This window comes from Acinetobacter sp. ANC_7634, assembly GCF_056779875.1.
This window is the reverse complement of the sequence record NZ_JBWYIT010000007.1, coordinates 85,129-103,781: the sequence shown is the minus strand read 5'-3', so window position 1 is coordinate 103,781 and position 18,653 is coordinate 85,129. Positions and strand designations below refer to the sequence as shown.

The 18,653-nt window shown below is 39.0% G+C and carries 20 protein-coding genes; 11 read left to right on the top strand and 9 right to left on the bottom strand.

The features are described 5' to 3' along the window. The first annotated feature begins 152 nt into the window (after positions 1–152). The gene (locus tag AC1M9A_RS08985; RefSeq protein ID WP_481610059.1) at positions 153–785 is read left to right on the top strand and encodes a class I SAM-dependent methyltransferase; all 633 of its coding nucleotides are present in this window, start codon (positions 153–155) and stop codon (positions 783–785) included. A gap of 31 nt (positions 786–816) precedes the next feature. Here AC1M9A_RS08985 and AC1M9A_RS08980 read toward each other — a convergent pair whose 3' ends face one another. Beyond that, positions 817–1,284, bottom strand: coding sequence for a Holliday junction resolvase-like protein (locus AC1M9A_RS08980; RefSeq protein ID WP_481610058.1), 468 nt, complete (start codon positions 1,282–1,284; stop codon positions 817–819). A 132-nt stretch (positions 1,285–1,416) separates the two neighbouring features. Here AC1M9A_RS08980 and AC1M9A_RS08975 point away from each other — a divergent pair, with 132 nt between their 5' ends. The 4 genes from AC1M9A_RS08975 to AC1M9A_RS08960 all read left to right on the top strand — a co-directional run bounded on the left by AC1M9A_RS08975 (position 1,417) and on the right by AC1M9A_RS08960 (position 4,555). After that, a complete protein-coding gene (locus AC1M9A_RS08975) occupies positions 1,417–2,061 on the top strand; it encodes a ParA family protein (RefSeq protein ID WP_180028902.1) in 645 nt (214 codons plus the stop codon). Between the two features lie 126 nt (positions 2,062–2,187). Beyond that, complete coding sequence (locus AC1M9A_RS08970; protein ID WP_481610057.1) at positions 2,188–3,297, top strand: AI-2E family transporter; 1,110 nt, start codon at positions 2,188–2,190, stop codon at positions 3,295–3,297. 120 nt (positions 3,298–3,417) lie between these two features. Beyond that, complete coding sequence (gene sodC / locus AC1M9A_RS08965; RefSeq protein ID WP_481610056.1) at positions 3,418–3,996, top strand: superoxide dismutase [Cu-Zn] SodC; 579 nt, start codon at positions 3,418–3,420, stop codon at positions 3,994–3,996. A gap of 268 nt (positions 3,997–4,264) precedes the next feature. Then, positions 4,265–4,555: a DUF3817 domain-containing protein gene (locus tag AC1M9A_RS08960; protein WP_179998758.1), complete on the top strand. Its 291-nt coding sequence runs from the start codon at positions 4,265–4,267 to the stop codon at positions 4,553–4,555. A 29-nt stretch (positions 4,556–4,584) separates the two neighbouring features. Here AC1M9A_RS08960 and craA read toward each other — a convergent pair whose 3' ends face one another. Further along, on the bottom strand, positions 4,585–5,808 hold the full coding sequence (craA, locus tag AC1M9A_RS08955) for a chloramphenicol efflux MFS transporter CraA (RefSeq protein WP_035264265.1): 1,224 nt from the start codon (positions 5,806–5,808) through the stop codon (positions 4,585–4,587). Positions 5,809–5,978: 170 nt separating this feature from the next. Next, complete coding sequence (locus AC1M9A_RS08950; RefSeq protein ID WP_481592255.1) at positions 5,979–6,860, bottom strand: pirin family protein; 882 nt, start codon at positions 6,858–6,860, stop codon at positions 5,979–5,981. A 305-nt stretch (positions 6,861–7,165) separates the two neighbouring features. On the opposite strand from AC1M9A_RS08950, the gene AC1M9A_RS08945 reads away from it, so the two are divergent. After that, positions 7,166–7,894 (top strand): YoaK family protein, encoded by a 729-nt coding sequence (locus AC1M9A_RS08945; RefSeq protein ID WP_481610055.1) that lies wholly within the window; start codon positions 7,166–7,168, stop codon positions 7,892–7,894. A 61-nt stretch (positions 7,895–7,955) separates the two neighbouring features. Here AC1M9A_RS08945 and AC1M9A_RS08940 read toward each other — a convergent pair whose 3' ends face one another. From AC1M9A_RS08940 to AC1M9A_RS08930, 3 genes are all read right to left on the bottom strand, one after another. Continuing rightward, positions 7,956–8,315: a hypothetical protein gene (locus AC1M9A_RS08940; protein ID WP_228133217.1), complete on the bottom strand. Its 360-nt coding sequence runs from the start codon at positions 8,313–8,315 to the stop codon at positions 7,956–7,958. Positions 8,316–8,551: 236 nt separating this feature from the next. Beyond that, positions 8,552–8,980, bottom strand: a complete 429-nt coding sequence (locus tag AC1M9A_RS08935; protein ID WP_481592256.1) for a hypothetical protein — start codon at positions 8,978–8,980, stop codon at positions 8,552–8,554. Between the two features lie 77 nt (positions 8,981–9,057). Then, positions 9,058–10,467: an FAD-binding oxidoreductase gene (locus AC1M9A_RS08930; protein WP_180028909.1), complete on the bottom strand. Its 1,410-nt coding sequence runs from the start codon at positions 10,465–10,467 to the stop codon at positions 9,058–9,060. A gap of 352 nt (positions 10,468–10,819) precedes the next feature. Here AC1M9A_RS08930 and serA point away from each other — a divergent pair, with 352 nt between their 5' ends. From serA to AC1M9A_RS08915, 3 genes are all read left to right on the top strand, one after another. Beyond that, entirely contained in the window at positions 10,820–12,052 is a 1,233-nt protein-coding gene (gene serA / locus AC1M9A_RS08925; protein ID WP_035264273.1) for a phosphoglycerate dehydrogenase, read from the top strand. A gap of 135 nt (positions 12,053–12,187) precedes the next feature. Further along, positions 12,188–13,057, top strand: a complete 870-nt coding sequence (locus AC1M9A_RS08920; protein ID WP_481610054.1) for an EamA family transporter — start codon at positions 12,188–12,190, stop codon at positions 13,055–13,057. A 113-nt stretch (positions 13,058–13,170) separates the two neighbouring features. Next, positions 13,171–14,049 (top strand): EamA family transporter, encoded by an 879-nt coding sequence (locus AC1M9A_RS08915; protein ID WP_481610053.1) that lies wholly within the window; start codon positions 13,171–13,173, stop codon positions 14,047–14,049. A 35-nt stretch (positions 14,050–14,084) separates the two neighbouring features. Here AC1M9A_RS08915 and AC1M9A_RS08910 read toward each other — a convergent pair whose 3' ends face one another. From AC1M9A_RS08910 to truB, 3 genes are all read right to left on the bottom strand, one after another. Next, positions 14,085–14,543, bottom strand: a complete 459-nt coding sequence (locus AC1M9A_RS08910; RefSeq protein ID WP_035264279.1) for a hemerythrin domain-containing protein — start codon at positions 14,541–14,543, stop codon at positions 14,085–14,087. Between the two features lie 148 nt (positions 14,544–14,691). Further along, positions 14,692–15,459: a sulfite exporter TauE/SafE family protein gene (locus AC1M9A_RS08905; RefSeq protein ID WP_092766679.1), complete on the bottom strand. Its 768-nt coding sequence runs from the start codon at positions 15,457–15,459 to the stop codon at positions 14,692–14,694. Between the two features lie 12 nt (positions 15,460–15,471). After that, on the bottom strand, positions 15,472–16,377 hold the full coding sequence (gene truB / locus AC1M9A_RS08900) for a tRNA pseudouridine(55) synthase TruB (protein ID WP_481593377.1): 906 nt from the start codon (positions 16,375–16,377) through the stop codon (positions 15,472–15,474). A 146-nt stretch (positions 16,378–16,523) separates the two neighbouring features. On the opposite strand from truB, the gene AC1M9A_RS08895 reads away from it, so the two are divergent. Together AC1M9A_RS08895 and AC1M9A_RS08890 are read left to right on the top strand one after the other, a co-directional pair. Next, a complete protein-coding gene (locus AC1M9A_RS08895; protein ID WP_481610052.1) occupies positions 16,524–17,564 on the top strand; it encodes a lipase secretion chaperone in 1,041 nt (346 codons plus the stop codon). 37 nt (positions 17,565–17,601) lie between these two features. Next, positions 17,602–18,588, top strand: coding sequence for an esterase/lipase family protein (locus AC1M9A_RS08890; RefSeq protein WP_481610051.1), 987 nt, complete (start codon positions 17,602–17,604; stop codon positions 18,586–18,588). The last annotated feature ends 65 nt before the right edge of the window (positions 18,589–18,653 follow it).

Below are 18,653 nucleotides of genomic sequence, written 5' to 3'. Positions count from 1 at the left end.
CTAAATCTATATGATCTATCTTAAAACTTCATTCTGAAAAGGAAATTGATGAACAGTAACAATCTATCGTGCTTTAGTCACAATTTTGTCTACTGTTAAAAGTTTATTGAACGTGTAAAATAATCGAATAATGGAAGATGTTAAGAACAAAAATGATTTATAAATTTTATCAGCAACGAGTATTCCCGCATATTCTGAATCAAGTCATGCAGTTACCAAGTATGATGGATAGCAGACGCCGTCTTCTGCTTCCGATTCAAGGTGAGGTATTAGAAATCGGTTTTGGTACAGGAATTAACCTGCCATTTTATCAAGCTGTGGACAGTCTCTATGCGCTTGAACCGAGCCTAGATGTATACAAATTAGCTGAACAACGTATTCAAGATGCACCGTTCCATGTGGAACATATTCATGCTAAAGCGGAAAATTTACCATTTGAAGATCAATCTATTCAACATGTGGTCAGTACATGGACATTGTGTAGTGTAAGTCATGTTCAACAAGTTCTACATGAAATTAAACGTGTATTACGCATCGGCGGTACTTTGCATTTGGTTGAACATGTTGCTTACGATGCACAACAGCAAAAGAGTTTAAAGCGTCTTCAAGATCTTTTAACGCCTGTACAGAAAGTGATTGCTGATGGTTGTCATTTGAACAGAAATATCGAGCAAGCACTGCTTGATGCTGGCTTTGAGATTTCTGAACTCGATTATTTCAAAGCAGAAGAAGTGCCCAAAGTAGGTCGTCGCATGATGCTTGCTCGAGCGACTAAAACCAACTGATCACTTCTACGTAGTGGATGAGTAATCCAAGTTAGTCTTGAAAGTCGATACGGATCGTCTCAAAACGCACACGCCCTTCGGCAATTGCATTCGCAATTGCCGTCTGACCTTTGGTGAGCCGTGCTCCACCACTTTTAATATCAATCAGTACAATTTCAATATCTTCTGCCGCGCCATCACCATCACGGAAATCTGTATATCCATCAAATACCACATAGTCGACAGGATCACCTAAGAATTTAGCATCACTGGGTAAATATTGAAATTCTGGCATAATCGGTGCTAATTGTTCAGCCATTTTACCTTTCAGTACCGCACGACTGGTATTTACACTGCGTTTTTGAGCAGCAGCTAATGCGTGTTGATGCTCAAGTTCAAGCTCTGCAATATATTGTTCATATTCTGCTTTGATACGGCCATTGCGGGTTGAGCTCAACATCATTGTGGTGATTACCACGCCAATACAGGCGCCTATTAACATTGACATCCAAATGGGCATTGACGTTCTCTATGACTTGTTATGCGGACAATTTAAACAAGAACTAAACTTTTGTCATGTATGCGCGTTTTGGCTGATTTTAATGCTAAGCTAAGATTAGACCTTATTTGAAGCATGTATAATTTTAAACTCATGAAAACGATACTGATTGCCAACCAAAAAGGTGGCTGTGGAAAAACAATTTCTGCGATTACGCTGGCGACAGCACTCGCACAGAAAGGTTATAAAGTTGCATTGGCGGATGCGGACAATCAAAAATCTGCATTACAATGGTTAAAGCAGCGCCCAGAATCAGCAACACACATTCAAAGTTTAGATTGGCGCCATGAAAAATCGATTGGTGATGCACCGAAGAATCTTGATTATCTGATTATTGATGCTCCAGGTGCATTAACAGGTGAACACGCTGAACAATTAATTGCAGAATGTCATGCAGTGGTCACACCTCTGCAACCTTCTTTTTTTGATATCGACAGCACGCGTCGCTTCTTAAAACACATCCATGACATTAAACGTATTCGGAAAGGTAAAGTTCAAGTTCATTTGGTGGCAAATCGTGTCAAACCAAATAGTCAGAGTGCTCAAGAGATCCAACAGTTCTTTGCCAAGATTGATCAACAACCTGTTGCTTGGATTTCTGAACGAACAGCTTATGGTCAATTGGCGATGCAGGGTCTCAACATTTTTGATAAAAATCAAAAAACTTATTTATCAATACAACAACAATGGCAACCCTTGTTAGATGTTTTAATTGATGATCCAAGTGATTGGTTCTAAATAAAGAATACAGATTGTCATCGCACTTTTTTTTCATTTTCATATATGATGTTAAATGCATACTCGAAATGAATCAGATGTGCGGCAGATACGTGTGAAAATCAAGAATATAGATCAGAGACTTTAGTGCAAGATTTTAACCCAACTTTACAGCGTGTACTTTTATTTGGCTTGTTTTTTATTCTGCTTTATTTGGGATATGACATTGTCAAATACTTTATCGTACCTGTGTTATGGGCTTGTATTATCGCCTATATGACTTGGCCTTTATACAAACGTATTCTCGCTTGGTGTGGTAATCGACCTACATTGGGTGCGTCTGTTATGACGTTCTTATTGGCACTCGTTGTCGGTTTACCGTTCACCTTTGCTATCTTCTTACTTCAACATGAAGGCCGAAACTTATTCTTTGATTTACAGCGCCAACTGGCTTCTGGTCATATCACCGTTCCTGACGTGATACGTGAGTTACCCATTGTAGGTAAAGAAGTTTCTCGAATTGTACGTGACATCAATGCCGACCCAAATGCACTTTTTAGTAATATTAGTGTATGGATTCAAGGACATCTAAATTACGGTAAATTCGTGATTAGCGAAATTACCAAAAATTTAGTCAAACTTGGTTTTGCCATGCTCTCTCTCTTTTTCTTTTACCGTGATGGACAAACGATTGTTCAACAGGTCAGTAAAGCGATGGAGAAAGTCATTGGTCCACGTATCCAACATTATATCGACACGATCTCTGAAACAACGCGTGCAGTGGTATATGGTGTTGGTTTGACTGCCGTTGCACAGTCGATATTGGCAGGAGTCAGCTATTACGTTGCTGGTGTTCCAAATCCAATGCTTTTAACCATTATGACCTTTATCATGGCGCTAATTCCTTTTGGTCCTCCAGTGGCATATGGTGCTGTTTCACTGTGGTTATTTTCACAAGGTCAGACCGTTGAGGCGATTGGCGTAATGGCTTGGGGCGTTTGTGTCGTGAGTACAGCCGATAATGTCATTCGTCCTTTGGTCATTTCAGGTGCTACTCAAATTCCGTTCTTATTGATCATGTTTGGTGTATTGGGTGGTTTAGCGAGCTTTGGTTTAGTTGGACTCTTTATTGGTCCTGTAATTCTCGCCATTCTTTTAGCCATTTGGCGTGAATGGTTACATGAAACACTGGAACCAGAACCCGTGCCTAAAGCCACGATGGCCTACGATCAAGACAATGAAACACCACTCTCATAAGTGGTGTTTTATTTTTACTGATAAGAAATCTATACAATCAAATACTTAAATCGTTCTTGTTGCTAAATGCCAAATTTGTTTCAATGCGTTATCACTTACATGGAACAAGGATAGAACAGCATGCAAATGCAATCGAAAGTTTCAGCATTCAAAGTTTCTATGCTCAGTGCATTGCTGAGTTTAGGCTTTGTGGGATGTGCAGCAACGCAAAATACATCTGCATCCAAAGAATCCAACTCTAAAATCCAAACCATTCCTGTAAATGTGGTGAGTGCTCAAGGAGTTCATGATCAAATTGGAACGATTAGCTTCCAAGATGGTGACAAAGGTCTTGTGATCACAACGGACTTAACTAAATTATCACCTGGATATCACGGGTTCCATATCCATGAAAAAGGCTCATGTGAACCTGCTGAAAAAGATGGCAAAATGGGTGCTGCGCTTGCCGCTGGTGGACATTACAATCCAAATCAAGCGCCTGGGCATGGTACGCCAAACGATGGTCATCTAGGTGACTTACCAGTGTTAAATGTTGACGCGTCAGGTAATGCAAAAACACAAGTGATTGCACCACGTCTCACACTTGCAGACATTCAAGGTCTATCCATCATGGTACATGCAGGTGGTGACAATTATTCAGACCAACCTAAACCACTAGGTGGTGGGGGTGATCGTGTAGCATGTGGTGTTATACGCTAAGCTACACTCAAGACTCATCAAAGGATTAAGCTCTAGCTTAGTCCTTTTATTATTTCGCTGATGATCTATAAAATGTTGTGAGTATCACTTCATATTCATCTTTATAGACATGATTGACATATTAGCTTATTTTTAAATCTACTATCATAAAAAACGATTATTATAAATTATATTTCCCTTAAACAATGCGATCTAGTCCACATAGATTCTAACTTTGCTATAACAACGATTAGGTAAAATAGGATGTCTTCTTTTGTGGGGTTTGAGAATGAATATTAAGTCCTTACGTATTATTGGTTTACTTGAAGGGATTTCATTCCTACTACTGCTCTTTTTTGCCATGCCAATGAAATATATGTTAGATCAGCCTATTTATGTGAAATATATTGGCATGGGACATGGCGTTCTATTTGTGCTGTTTTTAGTCGTATTATTTGTGGTATGCGAGAAGCAAAAGTGGTCTATCAATGTATTTATTCTTGGGCTGATAGCTTCCGTTCTACCCTTTGCCCCTTTTATTTTTGATCGTAAACTCAAACATCTCGAACAAATACAATGATTAAAAAATCCTCCACAAGGAGGATTTTTTTATGCTGAAGTGGCTCTTTCTTGCATGATCTGATGAACAATTTTTCTTGGAGCACTAAACCACAGTGCAATAAGGATAAAACAAGCCAATGCATATGCCATCGTGCCATAGGATTCATACATAATGCGTACAATTTCGATCACAACAAAGAATGCAATCATCATAATCATGCCTACTGCGGCAGCAACAGTTCCTTTAGATACCTCAGAAGCATCTAAACTGAAACGATAAAGCACAGAAAAACTACAGCCCTCACCAAAACTGATTAAGGTCATGCCGATAATTAAGCACCATAACAAATAATCCTGCCAAATCGCACCTGCCAAAACAATAAGCGTTCCAACTAACATCAACGGCAATGCAACTACCACGGTCTTTCCTACTGCATAGCGATCAATAACACGAATCAGGACAATATTTCCAATAATTAAACCACCCAATACAGGCACCTGTGCATAGCCATATTGCATATTGGTCAGACCGAGCTGTTCGACCAAAATTACAGGTGACATAGCGATCCACAAAATCAGTGGAATTGAGACCATGGGTACTGACAAAGCCAAGCCCATAAATTTTTTATTTTTAAAAATGGCTTTGAAATCATCCCATACATAACTTAATGGTTGCTTTGGAATACTCAAATGCTGCTCAGGCATTTTTGCTTTAAGACCAAACCAACTTAAGGCTGCTAAAAAGGCAATCCCAATGAAACCCCAATGCCAAGACACATGGTCTATCATAAATGCGCCGAGCACAGGACCAAGTAATGGTGCGATCAATGAAATATTCGCCATTAAAGCCATGACTTTAATCGCATCTCTTTCTTCAAAAATTTCTTGGATGGCAGCATAACCCACAGCTGAAATAATGGTCAGCCCAATCCCTTGTAAAAAACGAAATGCAAGAAATTGCTCTATAGACTGGGTGAATAAAATGAGCAAACAGCAGACTACAAAAAAGAAAACACCTCCAAGGAGTACTTTTTTACGACCTAAGCGATCTGATAACGGTCCTAAAAACCACGCCAAAGATGCTCCACCCAATAAAAAGAAAGACATGGATGATGGCGCCCACTCACTGCCTACACCAAACTCACGTGTAATCGTAAGCATCGCAGGTTGTACAAGATCATTACAGATATAGACTGAAAATTCGAAGAGCACCAATGCCAAAGGAAACATAATTGTTGCCCGACTTAAGGTTGCTTTACTCACCTTTTGCATGTTTTTTTCACATGTTTGAATATTTTTTGGAAGCGTAGTTTACGTGAAATGCATCACAATGCCATGACAAAGTTTTGCGTTTTTGTAACCCTGAACTACGAAACAAAGTCTGAAAATTAAACGAAAATTTAGCCTTTATCGTAAATCAATTTCTCACCCAAACATTGACATCATTTGGCATCAATTGCATGACTTTTCAAAAAAGTACCATGCTTCATTTCCTCAATCGCTTCAACAATCTCATCTTGCGTATTCATGACATAAAAACCACGCCCGACTAAAGGCTCGTTCAGCGGCTGCCCCATGAGATATAAAATTTTGCTATCAGACAATGTGGTGAATTCAACATTTTCACCATGACTTGAAAACACCGCCATTCCCTGATCAGTCAGTAATTCATCATCTGTACCAAATTCAACTTTACCACGGCGCATATACATCAGTGTGGTATCCAAATGTCCTGCTGGTAATGTGAGTGTGTGACCTCCTTTTAAATCCAAATCCAAAACCAGCAAAGGACTATGGACTAATGCTGGTCCTTTCACTTGCATAAAGGCTCCAGCAATGACACGCGCAGTACCCGCATCATGAGCTAACTCTACAACCGGGATATTAGATTTGAGTAAGCTTTGATAACGCGGATTCGATTTTTTTGCAATTGCTGGCAAATTCACCCACAGCTGAATCATTTCAAATCGTCCACCTTCTCGGGAAAATGACTCACTAAATTTTTCTTTATGAATAATGCCTGATGCAGCAGTCATCCACTGTACATCACCTTTCTGAATAACACCTCCACCACCTTGCGAATCCCAATGCTCTAACTCACCTTCATACACGAACGTGACTGTCTCAAAACCACGGTGCGGATGCTCTTCAACACCTTTACGCAGTTGAGAGGGTTTCAATATACCGGGACCAATATGATCGAGAAGTAAAAATGGGGATACTGTATTTCCGAGTTCATAGTGTGAAAAAACAGACACGACCGGATTAAAGTCTCCAACTGAAAAATGACTGTCGTTACGATGGATAAAAGCGAGTGTTTTCATTTTTTATCTTATTTATTGAATGACTTTAGTTTAATGCGGTTTTAGATTTCCCTCTACGTTAATTTTATGATGCTTTCAGTTGTGTTTTATCAATTGAAATATTTTTGTCATCAAAATTTGATGCAATTTGAAACATATAAAATGTTAGAAATCATCTAATCTGAACATTCACCACTGATCAATATGAAACTTTTAATTACTTAATGTTCATGTGGATTAATTCCACAAAGCAAAGGATCTGCAGACTCGATAAAACACTTGTTTTGTCGATGTAATCTCTCAGTACACCTTGAGCTTTTAGAACTATGTCAAAATGCTACATACCAATTAAAAATCGCTGGCGACATCATCATGAAGCTTCGATTCTATCGCTCGTCGGTGGTTGGCTAAATACCGTTGGATTTATTTCATTATTTGGCATTTATACCAATCATGTTACTGGCTATATCGTGACTGCAGGCAAAGAAACGATCTTGGGAGGATTAGGACTGTGGGCTCTTTTTATTGGCATTTTCGTAGTTACGATTGGTATTACTGCGTGGTGTGAACAACGTTGGAAAGACAAGTATCCGAACATCTTACTGGGGTTCTTTATTGCAGAGACAATACTGTTAACGCTCTTCATGCTGGCGGGACTTAATTTCAGACCCTTTTATACTTTGGCTGAATTTGGCGCAATACTTACCGCAACATTGGGCATTGCTGCAATGGGAATTCGAAATGCCATTATCCGAACATTACTATCTACAATGGCTACCTCAACCTTAATGACGGGCAATCTTGCTCAACTAACCATTGATTTTACTATTGCTTATGGGGCGCCTCATGTATCAGAAGAACGCAAACAAGTTGCCAAACAAAATATTCTAAAAATCTTACCGACTATTTTATCCTTCAGTTCAGGTGCAATATTAGGTGCGATTACTTATATGTTGTTTGGCTTCTTATGTATGATTTTTCCCATTTTAGCGATGGGCTATATTTGCTATCGTGAGTGGCGCTTCTCGTCTACTCATCCTTATTCGACTCAATAGTGCATGCAATAAAAAAGGCATAACTCACTATGCCTTTTTAAACCGAATTTCTGGTCTGATGTCATGGACAAAGCGCAGTTTGGAAAGATTTTGTATTTTTTCCTCGCACACATTTGTATTCCGTTTTCTTATTAACTTGCTGCCATTTACCATCGTTCAATTTAAAACTATAGATAAAGCGCTCGGCAGCAATTGAGTCATCCATCAAGCCTGTTTGTGTCACTTTGACTTCGGCTACGGTCGGTGCTTCGGCACGATTAAAATACTGACGTAATTCAACAGTCGCAAGCTCATTGCGTAATTCAGGATGTAGCTTCAAGACTTGCTCTAAAGGAGTGTCATTCCCATGTACTTTAGAAATAACATTTTTCGTAGTAGCACACCCCGTGAGCATCATACTAACTAGACCAACTGTGGTCATTATTTTCATCATCATTGTTTTACTCAGTTCGCCATTGATCTTTTACATATGATGTTCTGAACTGTTGTGACAAAAAAGAACAGATATGTATGTTATTTTTTCTAAAGCTCATTAAAAATGATTAATAGAACGAGAAATACGAATAAAAAATGCAGCATATTGATGCTACATTTTTGAATTTAAACAGTTCAAATGACGCTCGTAACAATTTTATGGAAAATTTCGAAAGTAAATTTTTAAGGGCATAATTTATTATGAAAGTTTGTAGTATCTGGTCCACGACCACATTTCCAAGTTTCATCTTTTGATATTTCTTTCCACTCACTATTGATGTATTCAAATTGGTAAGTTTCACGTTGTGCAGAAACAGAGTCATCCGCTAGTCCACCATAGGTGACAGTTACTTTTGCATGAGATTTTCCAGATTCAGGTGTATCGAATTCCTGTTGTAAATCTACTGTTCTCATATCTTCAAAGCTTTGAATTTTCCGATACACTTGATCTAAAGGAGAGTTTTGAACAGAATTGGCATTTTGTTTCGACGTTTCTACTTGACCAGCTTCAGAATTATGATTTTTAGTATTGATCTCATTCGACTGTTTTTGACCTATACATCCATTAAGTGAAAGTGCAATTGCACTTAGAAAAATTATTCTTTTTAACATTAAAATTTCTCATGAAATAAAAAAACAGCATGACAAGCATGCTGTTTTTTAGACCTTATTTATAGATAGATTTTGTTTCACAAATCAAATAATTTACCTGGATTCATAATCCCATTTGGATCAAATACTTGTTTGAGCGCTTTCATATATTCAATTTCTTCAGCTGAACGTGTGTACTCAAGATATGGCTTCTTCGTCATACCTACACCATGTTCCGCAGAAATTGAACCATCATACTTTTTCACAGTATCAAATACATACTTGTTCACCACCTGACATTTCGCAAAGAATTCATCTTTGGTTAAATTTTCAGGCTTTAAGATATTTAAGTGCAAGTTACCATCGCCAATATGACCAAACCAGCAGATTTCAAAGTCAGGATAATTGTCAGCAACAATTGCATCAATTTCTTTAATGAATGCAGGTACGTGTGTGATGAGCACTGAAATATCATTTTTGTATGGGATAAATGGTGCGATTGACTCAGAAATATCTTCACGCAGACGCCATAAGCTTTCTACTTGGTCTAAGCTTTGACTAAGCACGCCATCAAGTACCCAACCTTGTTCCATACAATGCTCAAAGATTTCCATTGCCTTGTCCATAATTGGCTCAAATGGCGCTTCAAACTCAAGCAATACATAAAATGGGCATTCGGTTTCAAATGGACGTTGCACGTGACCATTTGCCAATACTTTTTGCATCGCAAGTTCACCGAAGAACTCGAACGCAGTTAAATCAATTTTCGCTTGGAACGCGTGAAGAACTGGCATCACGGCATCAAAGTCAGGTACACCGAGCACCATCACTTGCAAATCTTGTGGTTGACGCTCAAGTTTAATTTCCGCTTCGGTCACTAAGCCTAACGTACCTTCACCACCAATAAATAAGTGTTGCAACGCATAACCTGTCGCATTCTTGATCATGCCTTTGTTTAAACGCAGCACATCACCTTTACCAGTGACCACAGTAAGACCGAGTACCCAGTTACGTGTCATACCGTATTTAATGACTTTAATACCGCCTGCATTAGTACCGATGTTACCGCCGATTTGTGATGAACCAGCTGAAGCGAAATCAACTGGATAATACATACCTTGTTCTTCAGCATAGTTCTGAAGTTGCTCAGTGACCACACCTGCTTGTACACGCACCATACGGTCTGCTGGGAAGAATTCCAAAATTTGGTTCATCTTATCCATGCTGACCACGATTTCACCGTTGGCAGCGACAGCACCTGCAGAAAGACCAGTACGACCACCTGATGGTGTCACAGCAACATTAAATTGGTTTGCTAGTTTCACAATTGCCTGAACTTGTTCAGTCGTCGAAGGAAAAACGATGACTGATGGGTTTGGATCAAAATGTTTAGTGTGATCGCGTCCCCAATTTTGTAGGCTGTCCGCATCAGTTTTGATACGGTTTTCACCAACAATTGACGTTAATTGAGTCAATAACTCTGGGGTTAAAGCAACTGGAGCATTCATCGTTTGCAGACCTAGCAAGAAAGATACAAGTTGTAGATTGCTTAAAAAACAAACCTTTAATCAAGATTTTAAAAGCGTATTTGTTAAGCGAATGTGAAGAAAATATCACCTCGACTGGATGAGTCAATTTCACGATTGTGCATTATAAAGCATTTTCCCATGAAACCCCGATAAAATCAGACATTTTGCGAATGTTACTTAGATATGATGCAGTTAATTCAACCGCAGTTTGTCTGATAAGGACTATATCTTGCAAAAATATCCATAGCTCAAGTCATAAAGGAAATGTATATAGCACGCTCACGTATGCTATCATACTGCCACTAAATTTGGCCTTTGTAGCGGAGCCGTAATGAGCCAACATCTCTCTTTGCCTAAAGATAAAATTCGTTTCCTATTGTTAGAAGGCGTTCACCAAAACGCAATCGACACTTTGAATGCTGCTGGATACACCAACATCGACTATCGTAAAACTGCGCTTGAAGGTGAAGCGCTGAAAGAAGCGATTAAAGATGCTCACTTCATCGGTATTCGTTCGCGCACACAATTAACTGAAGAAGTTTTTGAAGCTGCGAATAAATTGATCGCGGTCGGTTGTTTCTGTATTGGTACAAACCAAGTGAACTTGAATGCTGCGATGAGCCGTGGTATTCCAGTGTTCAACGCACCATACTCAAATACTCGTTCTGTTGCTGAACTTGTATTAGCTGAAGCTATTCTTCTCCTTCGTCGTGTACCTGAAAAATCTACAGATACACATGCAGGTGGTTGGAACAAATCTGCAGTAGGTTCATTTGAAACACGCGGTAAAACTTTAGGTATTGTGGGTTACGGTTCAATTGGTTCACAACTTTCTGTACTTGCTGAAAGCATGGGTATGAAAGTGATTTACTTTGATACAGTAACAAAATTACCTTTAGGTAATGCTCGCCAAGTTGGCTCAATGGGCGAACTTCTTGCCAATGCTGATGTTGTATCACTACACGTGCCAGATGTTCCTTCTACACGTAATTTCATGACCAAAGAGCAATTTGCTCAGATGAAACAAGGTTCAATCTTCATCAATGCTGCACGTGGTACATGTGTAGTAATTGAAGATTTAGCTGATGCTCTGAAATCAGGTCATTTGGCTGGTGCTGCTGTTGACGTATTCCCGAAAGAGCCTAAAGCGAACGGTGAAGAGTTTATTTCTCCACTACGTAATATCCCGAACGTGATTTTAACACCGCACGTGGGTGGTTCTACGATGGAAGCTCAAGCAAACATCGGTCTAGAAGTTGCAGAGAAATTCGTTGCTTACTCTGACAAAGGTATGACATTGTCAGCAGTTAACTTCCCTGAAATTGCGCTTCCGTTGACTGAAGGTAAACACCGTTTACTTCACATTCACAAAAATATTCCAGGCGTGTTGTCTAAAATCAACAACCTGTTTGCTGAACACGGCATTAACATCTCTGGTCAGTCTCTTATGACCAAAGGCGATGTGGGTTATTTAGTCATGGATGTTGATGCTACAGCTTCTGCTGAAGCACTTGATACACTTCATAACGTAGAAGGTACAATCCGCGCTCGCGTATTGTTCTAATCTCTAATACGTTTGGAAAACCACAGCTTTTTCGAGCTGTGGTTTTTTTATGGTGTCTCATCTGAGTTGACGTTAGCTCCGCCAACTTAGATGAAAGATATCCCTTTCTAATCTAACCACCATACATTTAAAACCATGTCTTTGTTAAAAATAAACCCGCAGTTACAAGCACTCGGTTTGTTATTGATCGCCATGATCAGTCTACAAAGTAGTGGTTCATTAGCAAAAGTTTTGTTTGAACAATTCCCGATCATTACTGTGTCAGCTCTACGTCTGACATTTAGTGCTGTGATTTTGGCGCTTATTTTTCAAGTTTGGAAAATTCAATTTAAACAAATTAAATGGACAGCCATTGTCAGTTATGGTGTCGCATTAGCTGGCATGAATATGTTGTTCTATCTTGCCATTGATCGTCTTCCACTCGGTTTAGCAGTTTCATTTGAATTTATTGGTCCACTCAGTGTGGCCTTATATTATGCGCGTCAAAAGTTTGATTTTATTTGGGTTAGTTTGGCCATTATTGGACTGATCCTTTTATTTCCCTTTGACCAAGCCAAACAACCTTTGGATTTACTTGGTGTATTTTTTGCGTTGGCAGCTGGCGCATGTTGGGCACTTTATATTATTGCTGGTCAGCGGCCTTCGGGAGTTTCAGGTAATCACACCGTATGTTTAGGCATGTTTGTTGGAAGTATCATTCTCATGCCGATCGCCCTCAGTATCGGCTTGCCAGCAAGCGTATTTGAAATTAATCATCTAATGTTATTCATCACTTTAGCGATACTCGCCAGTGCTTTACCCTTTACTTTAGAAATGATTGCACTACGAAATCTAACAACATTAAGTTTCGGTACCCTGATGAGTATTGAACCAGCTGTTGCCGCATTATCTGGGTTTGTATTTTTGGGTGAGCAATTGTTATGGAATCAATGGCTAGCATTGTTTACCATCATTTGTGCCTCAATTGGCTGCACCTATACCACTCAACACGCCAAACAAAAATGATCTCATACTTAATTTAAACTACATTTTCCATGATGGATTGAAGCACTGTGGTCATCATAATAATGTTAAAATTTGAGCAGTCTCACTCTTTTTAATTCGGCTTCGTTTTCCCAATGCCAAATGCTCAACTCACTGCCGTGCTGTTCATGGTCTTATCCATGATCGCCTATCAAATTAGTGCATCCTTCGCAAAGCAGCTTTTTGAAGTTTTAGATCCATTTACTGTGGTCACTTTACGTCTATGCTTTGCATCAATTATGGTTGTATTGATGTTCCGTTCATGGAAAATTCTTCGTCGCCTTCCTTACTTAAAATGGAAAGATCTTCTCTTTTATAGTGGTTCAGTCGCTTTGATGAATGTCTTGTTTTATGCATCATTAGGAAAACTACCGCAAGGGATTGCAGTAGGACTTGAGTTCTTAGGACCACTCACCTTGGCTTTACTGTCAATTCAACAACGAAGTGATTACATTTGGGTCATCCTGGCAATTTTCGGTGTAGCACTGATGGTGCCTTGGCAAGATGCCAATGCGACTAACTTTTCATATCTTGGGGCTGCTATGGCCATTGGTGCGGGCGTTTGTTGGGCATTCTATATTTATTTTGGACAGAAAGTCGTTCGGCAGAATATCGGCATGCATGCTCTCAGCATTGCAATCGTCCTCTCAGCGTTGACATTATTACCGATCAGTATGGTTCATAATCCATACGCATTAGTTCAATTTGAATATTGGCCACAAGCCATCGTCATTGCGCTTTTGGCTACAGCCATTCCCTATGCATTGGATTTATTGGCATTGAAGAATTTAAGTAAAATGTCTTATGGAACGCTATCAAGTTTGTCACCAGCATTAGGCGCATTGACAGGTTGGTTACTGTTGAATGAACACATTACCTTATTACAAGCCGTTGCTTTGGGTTGTATTATGATTGCATCAATTGGTGTTACTTATCGCGCTGCTAAAATGAAATCACATGGCATAGAAACATAAAAAAGATGGCATCTGCCATCTTTTTTATCATGGGATTAAACCAAGCTGTCTTTATCTAATTTCTTATATTTCTTATATTCAGTTTGATATTTTTTAGCCAAACTCTCTTTTTGTTTATCCTCTAGAATTTTTCCTGCTTGCTGAAAAAAACCATGCTCTTCTTCTTCAAGATGATGATGCACGGTTTCTGACAATTTTTTTGCGATGGCTAGCCATCCTGGATTACTGAATTCAGTTTCTGTGAGTTGCTCAAGTAATTCGTCCATTTCATGATGTTCAGCCAATGCATGACGCGTAATATTCAAACCTGAATCGGTCATCATCAGTGGAATATAGAAGTATCGGTCTTCTGCCACTGCATGAGCAAACAATTCATTTTTTAGCTGTTCAAATAATGTTCGGCGTTCTGGCGTATCCCCTGAAGTTTGAACCAACTTCTCAGCAAGTTCACGTTGAACATCATGACTTTCACGTAAAGCTTCAAAAATATTCATCTTGTTATCCTGTCTTATAAATATGATTTGAAAAAAGAAAAACTTGAATGGTCTTCAAAACACTCAACTTACTATAAGAGCTTAGGCGATAACTTAGAGATAGGTTTAAGAAGTGATTTGTATAAAAAAGTTTAATGTTGAGAATGGTTTACATTAAGAACATCTGATAACTTAATCGAACAATTAAAATAGATACCAGAATTAAAAACAGAATACGAATAAAACCGCTACCGTATTTAAGCGCCAATTTCACCCCCACAATCGAACCAATCATATTAGCAACAGCCATCATAGCACCCACTGCAAATAAAATATGGCCTGCAGGAATAAAGAATGTAAGAGCGGCTAAATTGGTCATCACATTACCAATCTTGGCCAAAGCTGCTGCATGCAAAAAATCGACTTGTAAATATCGAATAAAATAAAAAATAAAAAAACTTCCTGTTCCCGGACCGAATAATCCGTCATAAAACCCAATCGCCAAACTTCCTATTCCAGCCAAGATCAGAATTTTAGTGTTTACCGTTTGTGCAATATGAACCTGTCCAAACTCCTTCTTTGACAATGTGTAAATTGCCATCACAATCAGCATCACCAAGACAAAGGGCTGCAAGATTGATTTCGGAATCATGGAAACACTGGCAGCTCCCGCAAAAGAACTGATGGCAGCACATATCGCCACCACCAGTAATAACTTCCATTCAAACTTAACTTTTTTAGCGAAAGTCCACGCAGATGTTGCTGTTCCAACAACCGCAGCTAGCTTATTGGTGCCAAATAATGTTGCTGGCGCCATATGAGGAAAAGCACTCATCAATGCTGGAATCTGAATGAGACCACCACCACCGACTGCTGCATCAATTGCGCCTGCGCAAAATGCAAAAAAAATCAGGCTGAGGATGATGTCTAATTCCATAATTGAGTTCGCTTATAAATTTAATACACGTTTAGGAACTAGACGTTTTTTATCAGTAATTTCAGCTAAACCTAAACACTTTTTTTCGTCAAAAACGAGGACTTGAGATTCGGCAGGATGATCAATATTGCTTTCCATCCCACGACAAAAATATTCTGCACGACCTTCTGGTACTTGAACTTTTGGAAAATGATCCACAGGCGCATAAGCAGGTAACAACAATGCTTCACGTTGTTGTTCAGTTAGACTTTCTAAGTATTCAATGGTGTACTCTGGCACAATACCAAAATGTCCAGTTTGAATACGATGTAAATATGTTAAGTGCCCATAACTTCCTAAAGCTTTAGCAATATCCTCTCCCAATACTCGGATATACGTTCCTTTTGAGCATGTCACATCCAAAGTAATTGAATCTTGAGTGAAAGACATCAGTTCAATCGCGAAAATATGAATTGGACGAGCCTCACGTTCGATTTCAATTCCTTTACGCGCCAGCTCATACAAAGGACGACCTTCTTTCTTTAAAGCAGAATACATTGGAGGAACTTGTTGAATGTCTCCAACGAATTGCTGAATCACGCTTTGAATTTTATCTTCGTTAAGTTCAATCGGTTGTGCCTCGAGCAAAACTTCACCCTCGACATCACCTGTAGTTGTACTATTTCCCAATTGAATCGTCGTTTGATAACGTTTAGTAGATTCCAGTAAAAAGTGTGAAAACTTGGTCGCTTCACCTAAGCAAATCGGGAGTAAGCCTGATGCTAATGGATCTAAAGCGCCAGTATGACCACCTTTTTCAGCACGATAGAGCCAACGCACTTTTTGCAATGCTGCATTTGAGCTAATCCCCAAAGGTTTGTTGAGTAGAAATACACCACTTATATGACGTCGAGTAATTTTTGGAGATTTAGCAGACATTAGATAATATTCAGATCAGTAAAATACTGCTATTTTATCAAATCCATTTATCGAATATTGATTAAATTTTTATGCATAAAATGTGACATTTGTGGCAAATTATTCTACACCATTAATAATAACTAAATGATTTCATAGGATGTGAAATGAATTCAAAAGCTAAATTGAAAATTACACTGCTGATTCTGGCGTGTCTGATCGTTTTATTCCTTCTCTTTCAATGGTTGAAACCTGACTCAGCTGAATCTGCTGAAAACTCACAACGAGCAGCACAAGATGCCGAAATTCAATCAGAAAATATGGCGCTACAACAAAGTACAACCGTGAATGGTTCTAGCTTTGCAAGTAAAAGTCAGCAAGATATTCAAATCAATTGTCAAATCCAAACCGATAACGCCAACCGTTTGATTGTGAATGAAAATACTAAGAACTGTTTTGAGTTTTTTATTACCCAATACGGCGAAAAAGAGATTCCGCAAATCAAGGCTGATTTTATTAAATTTGCTCAAAGCACCTATCAAGAACCATTACTAGGTCAACTGACAGATTTATGGTCACGCTATGTTCAATATCGTGAAAAAATGGGTGACCTAACACCACCAAACCATGACAAAGAAAGTGCGCAGTATTACAAAGCTATTTTTAATCAGATGAAATCATTGCGTAAACAATTTTTTTCAGACTATGAAATTGAAGGTTTATTTGGTATAGAAGATGAATATCATGATTATACCTTGGCTCGCATGAGTGTCATGGAAGATAAAAATTTATCGGAAAAACAAAAAGCCGATAAATTAAAAGATCTGTTCAATGATCTACCTGAAGATTGGAAAGAAAATTTAAAACAACTTTCTCAACTCGAAGATCTTCGTCAATTAACTGCAGAAATTAAAGCTCGTGGTGGTAGTGCAGAAGAAATTCGTCAAATGCGTCTCAGCTTAGTGGGTCCTGAAGCAACACAACGTCTAGAAAATCTTGATGGACAGCGCTCAAATTGGAAAAGCAAGGTCAATCAATATTTATCTGAACGTGACAGCATTGTAAAAAGTAATATGAGCCCTAGTGCAAAGCAGGAAGCTGTACAACGCCTCCGTTCCCAACATTTTAATAATTCACAAGAGCAACTTCGGGTAGAAACATTCGAGCAAGTTCATGATCAAGGCGGTCAACTTCCTTTTGCCGATTAATCTTTTCAAGGAACACATTCATTCACAGGGAAGAACGATGAAAAACTTAAAACTTAAATTGATACCTACGACGTTAGCATTCGTCACAACGCTATGCTTATCAAGCTCATTCACTGCCCACGCAGGTCCGGGATTACTCGAAGTAAATGAGACAAAGATCGGTAGTTACGCAAAAACCAAATATCCTATTGTGATGACACACGGTTGGTTAGGCTGGTCTCGCATAGGCAATGAAACATTCAATATTGACTATTGGTATCAAATCTTACCTGATCTATCGCGCAATGGTGCACGCGTTTTTGCAGCACAACTCTCACCTGCTCATACGACTGAATTTCGAGGAGAACAATTAATTTCTCAGGTCGAAGAAGTAATTGCGATCACTGGGCAGAAAAAGGTCAATCTGATTGGTCATTCGCACGGCGGACCGACTGTACGTTATGTTGCAGCAGTAAAACCCGACTATGTTGCTTCTGTTACTGGTGTAGGAGGGACTTTCAGAGGTTCTATGGTCGCAGATAAAATTCAAAATAATGAAGCAACTCGAACAATATTTAATATTTTAGGGGATTACATCATTCCCCCATTAATTGCTTATGCACAAGGTCGTCCTGATATGCCGATCAGCTTTGATGCTTCGATGAAATCATTAACTGAAACAGGCTCTGCTGCATTTAATGAACGTTTTCCAACAAAAGCTCTCGCGTCAAGTTGTACTCGTTTAGGCAGCCCAATGGACAACGGAATCTTTTATTATTCTTGGACTGGTGTTGCACAAACCACCAACCTCTTAGATATCGATACCATTTTAATGCAGCTCGGGCCTTTAGCGTATGGCAATAAAGATAATGATGGCATGGTTGGGCGCTGTAGCACGCATATTGGACGTGTGATTCGTGATGATTACAAACTAAATCATACCGATTTAGCTAATATGATGTTCGGTCTCAGAGGTTTATTTGCCCCAGATCCTATTTCACTTTATCGCCAACATGCCAATCGTTTGAAACTGACAGGACTCTAGACGCACAAAATAGCGCAGTCAAATGGAAAGCTATTCATCAGAATAGCTTTTCCGACCATCAGCGA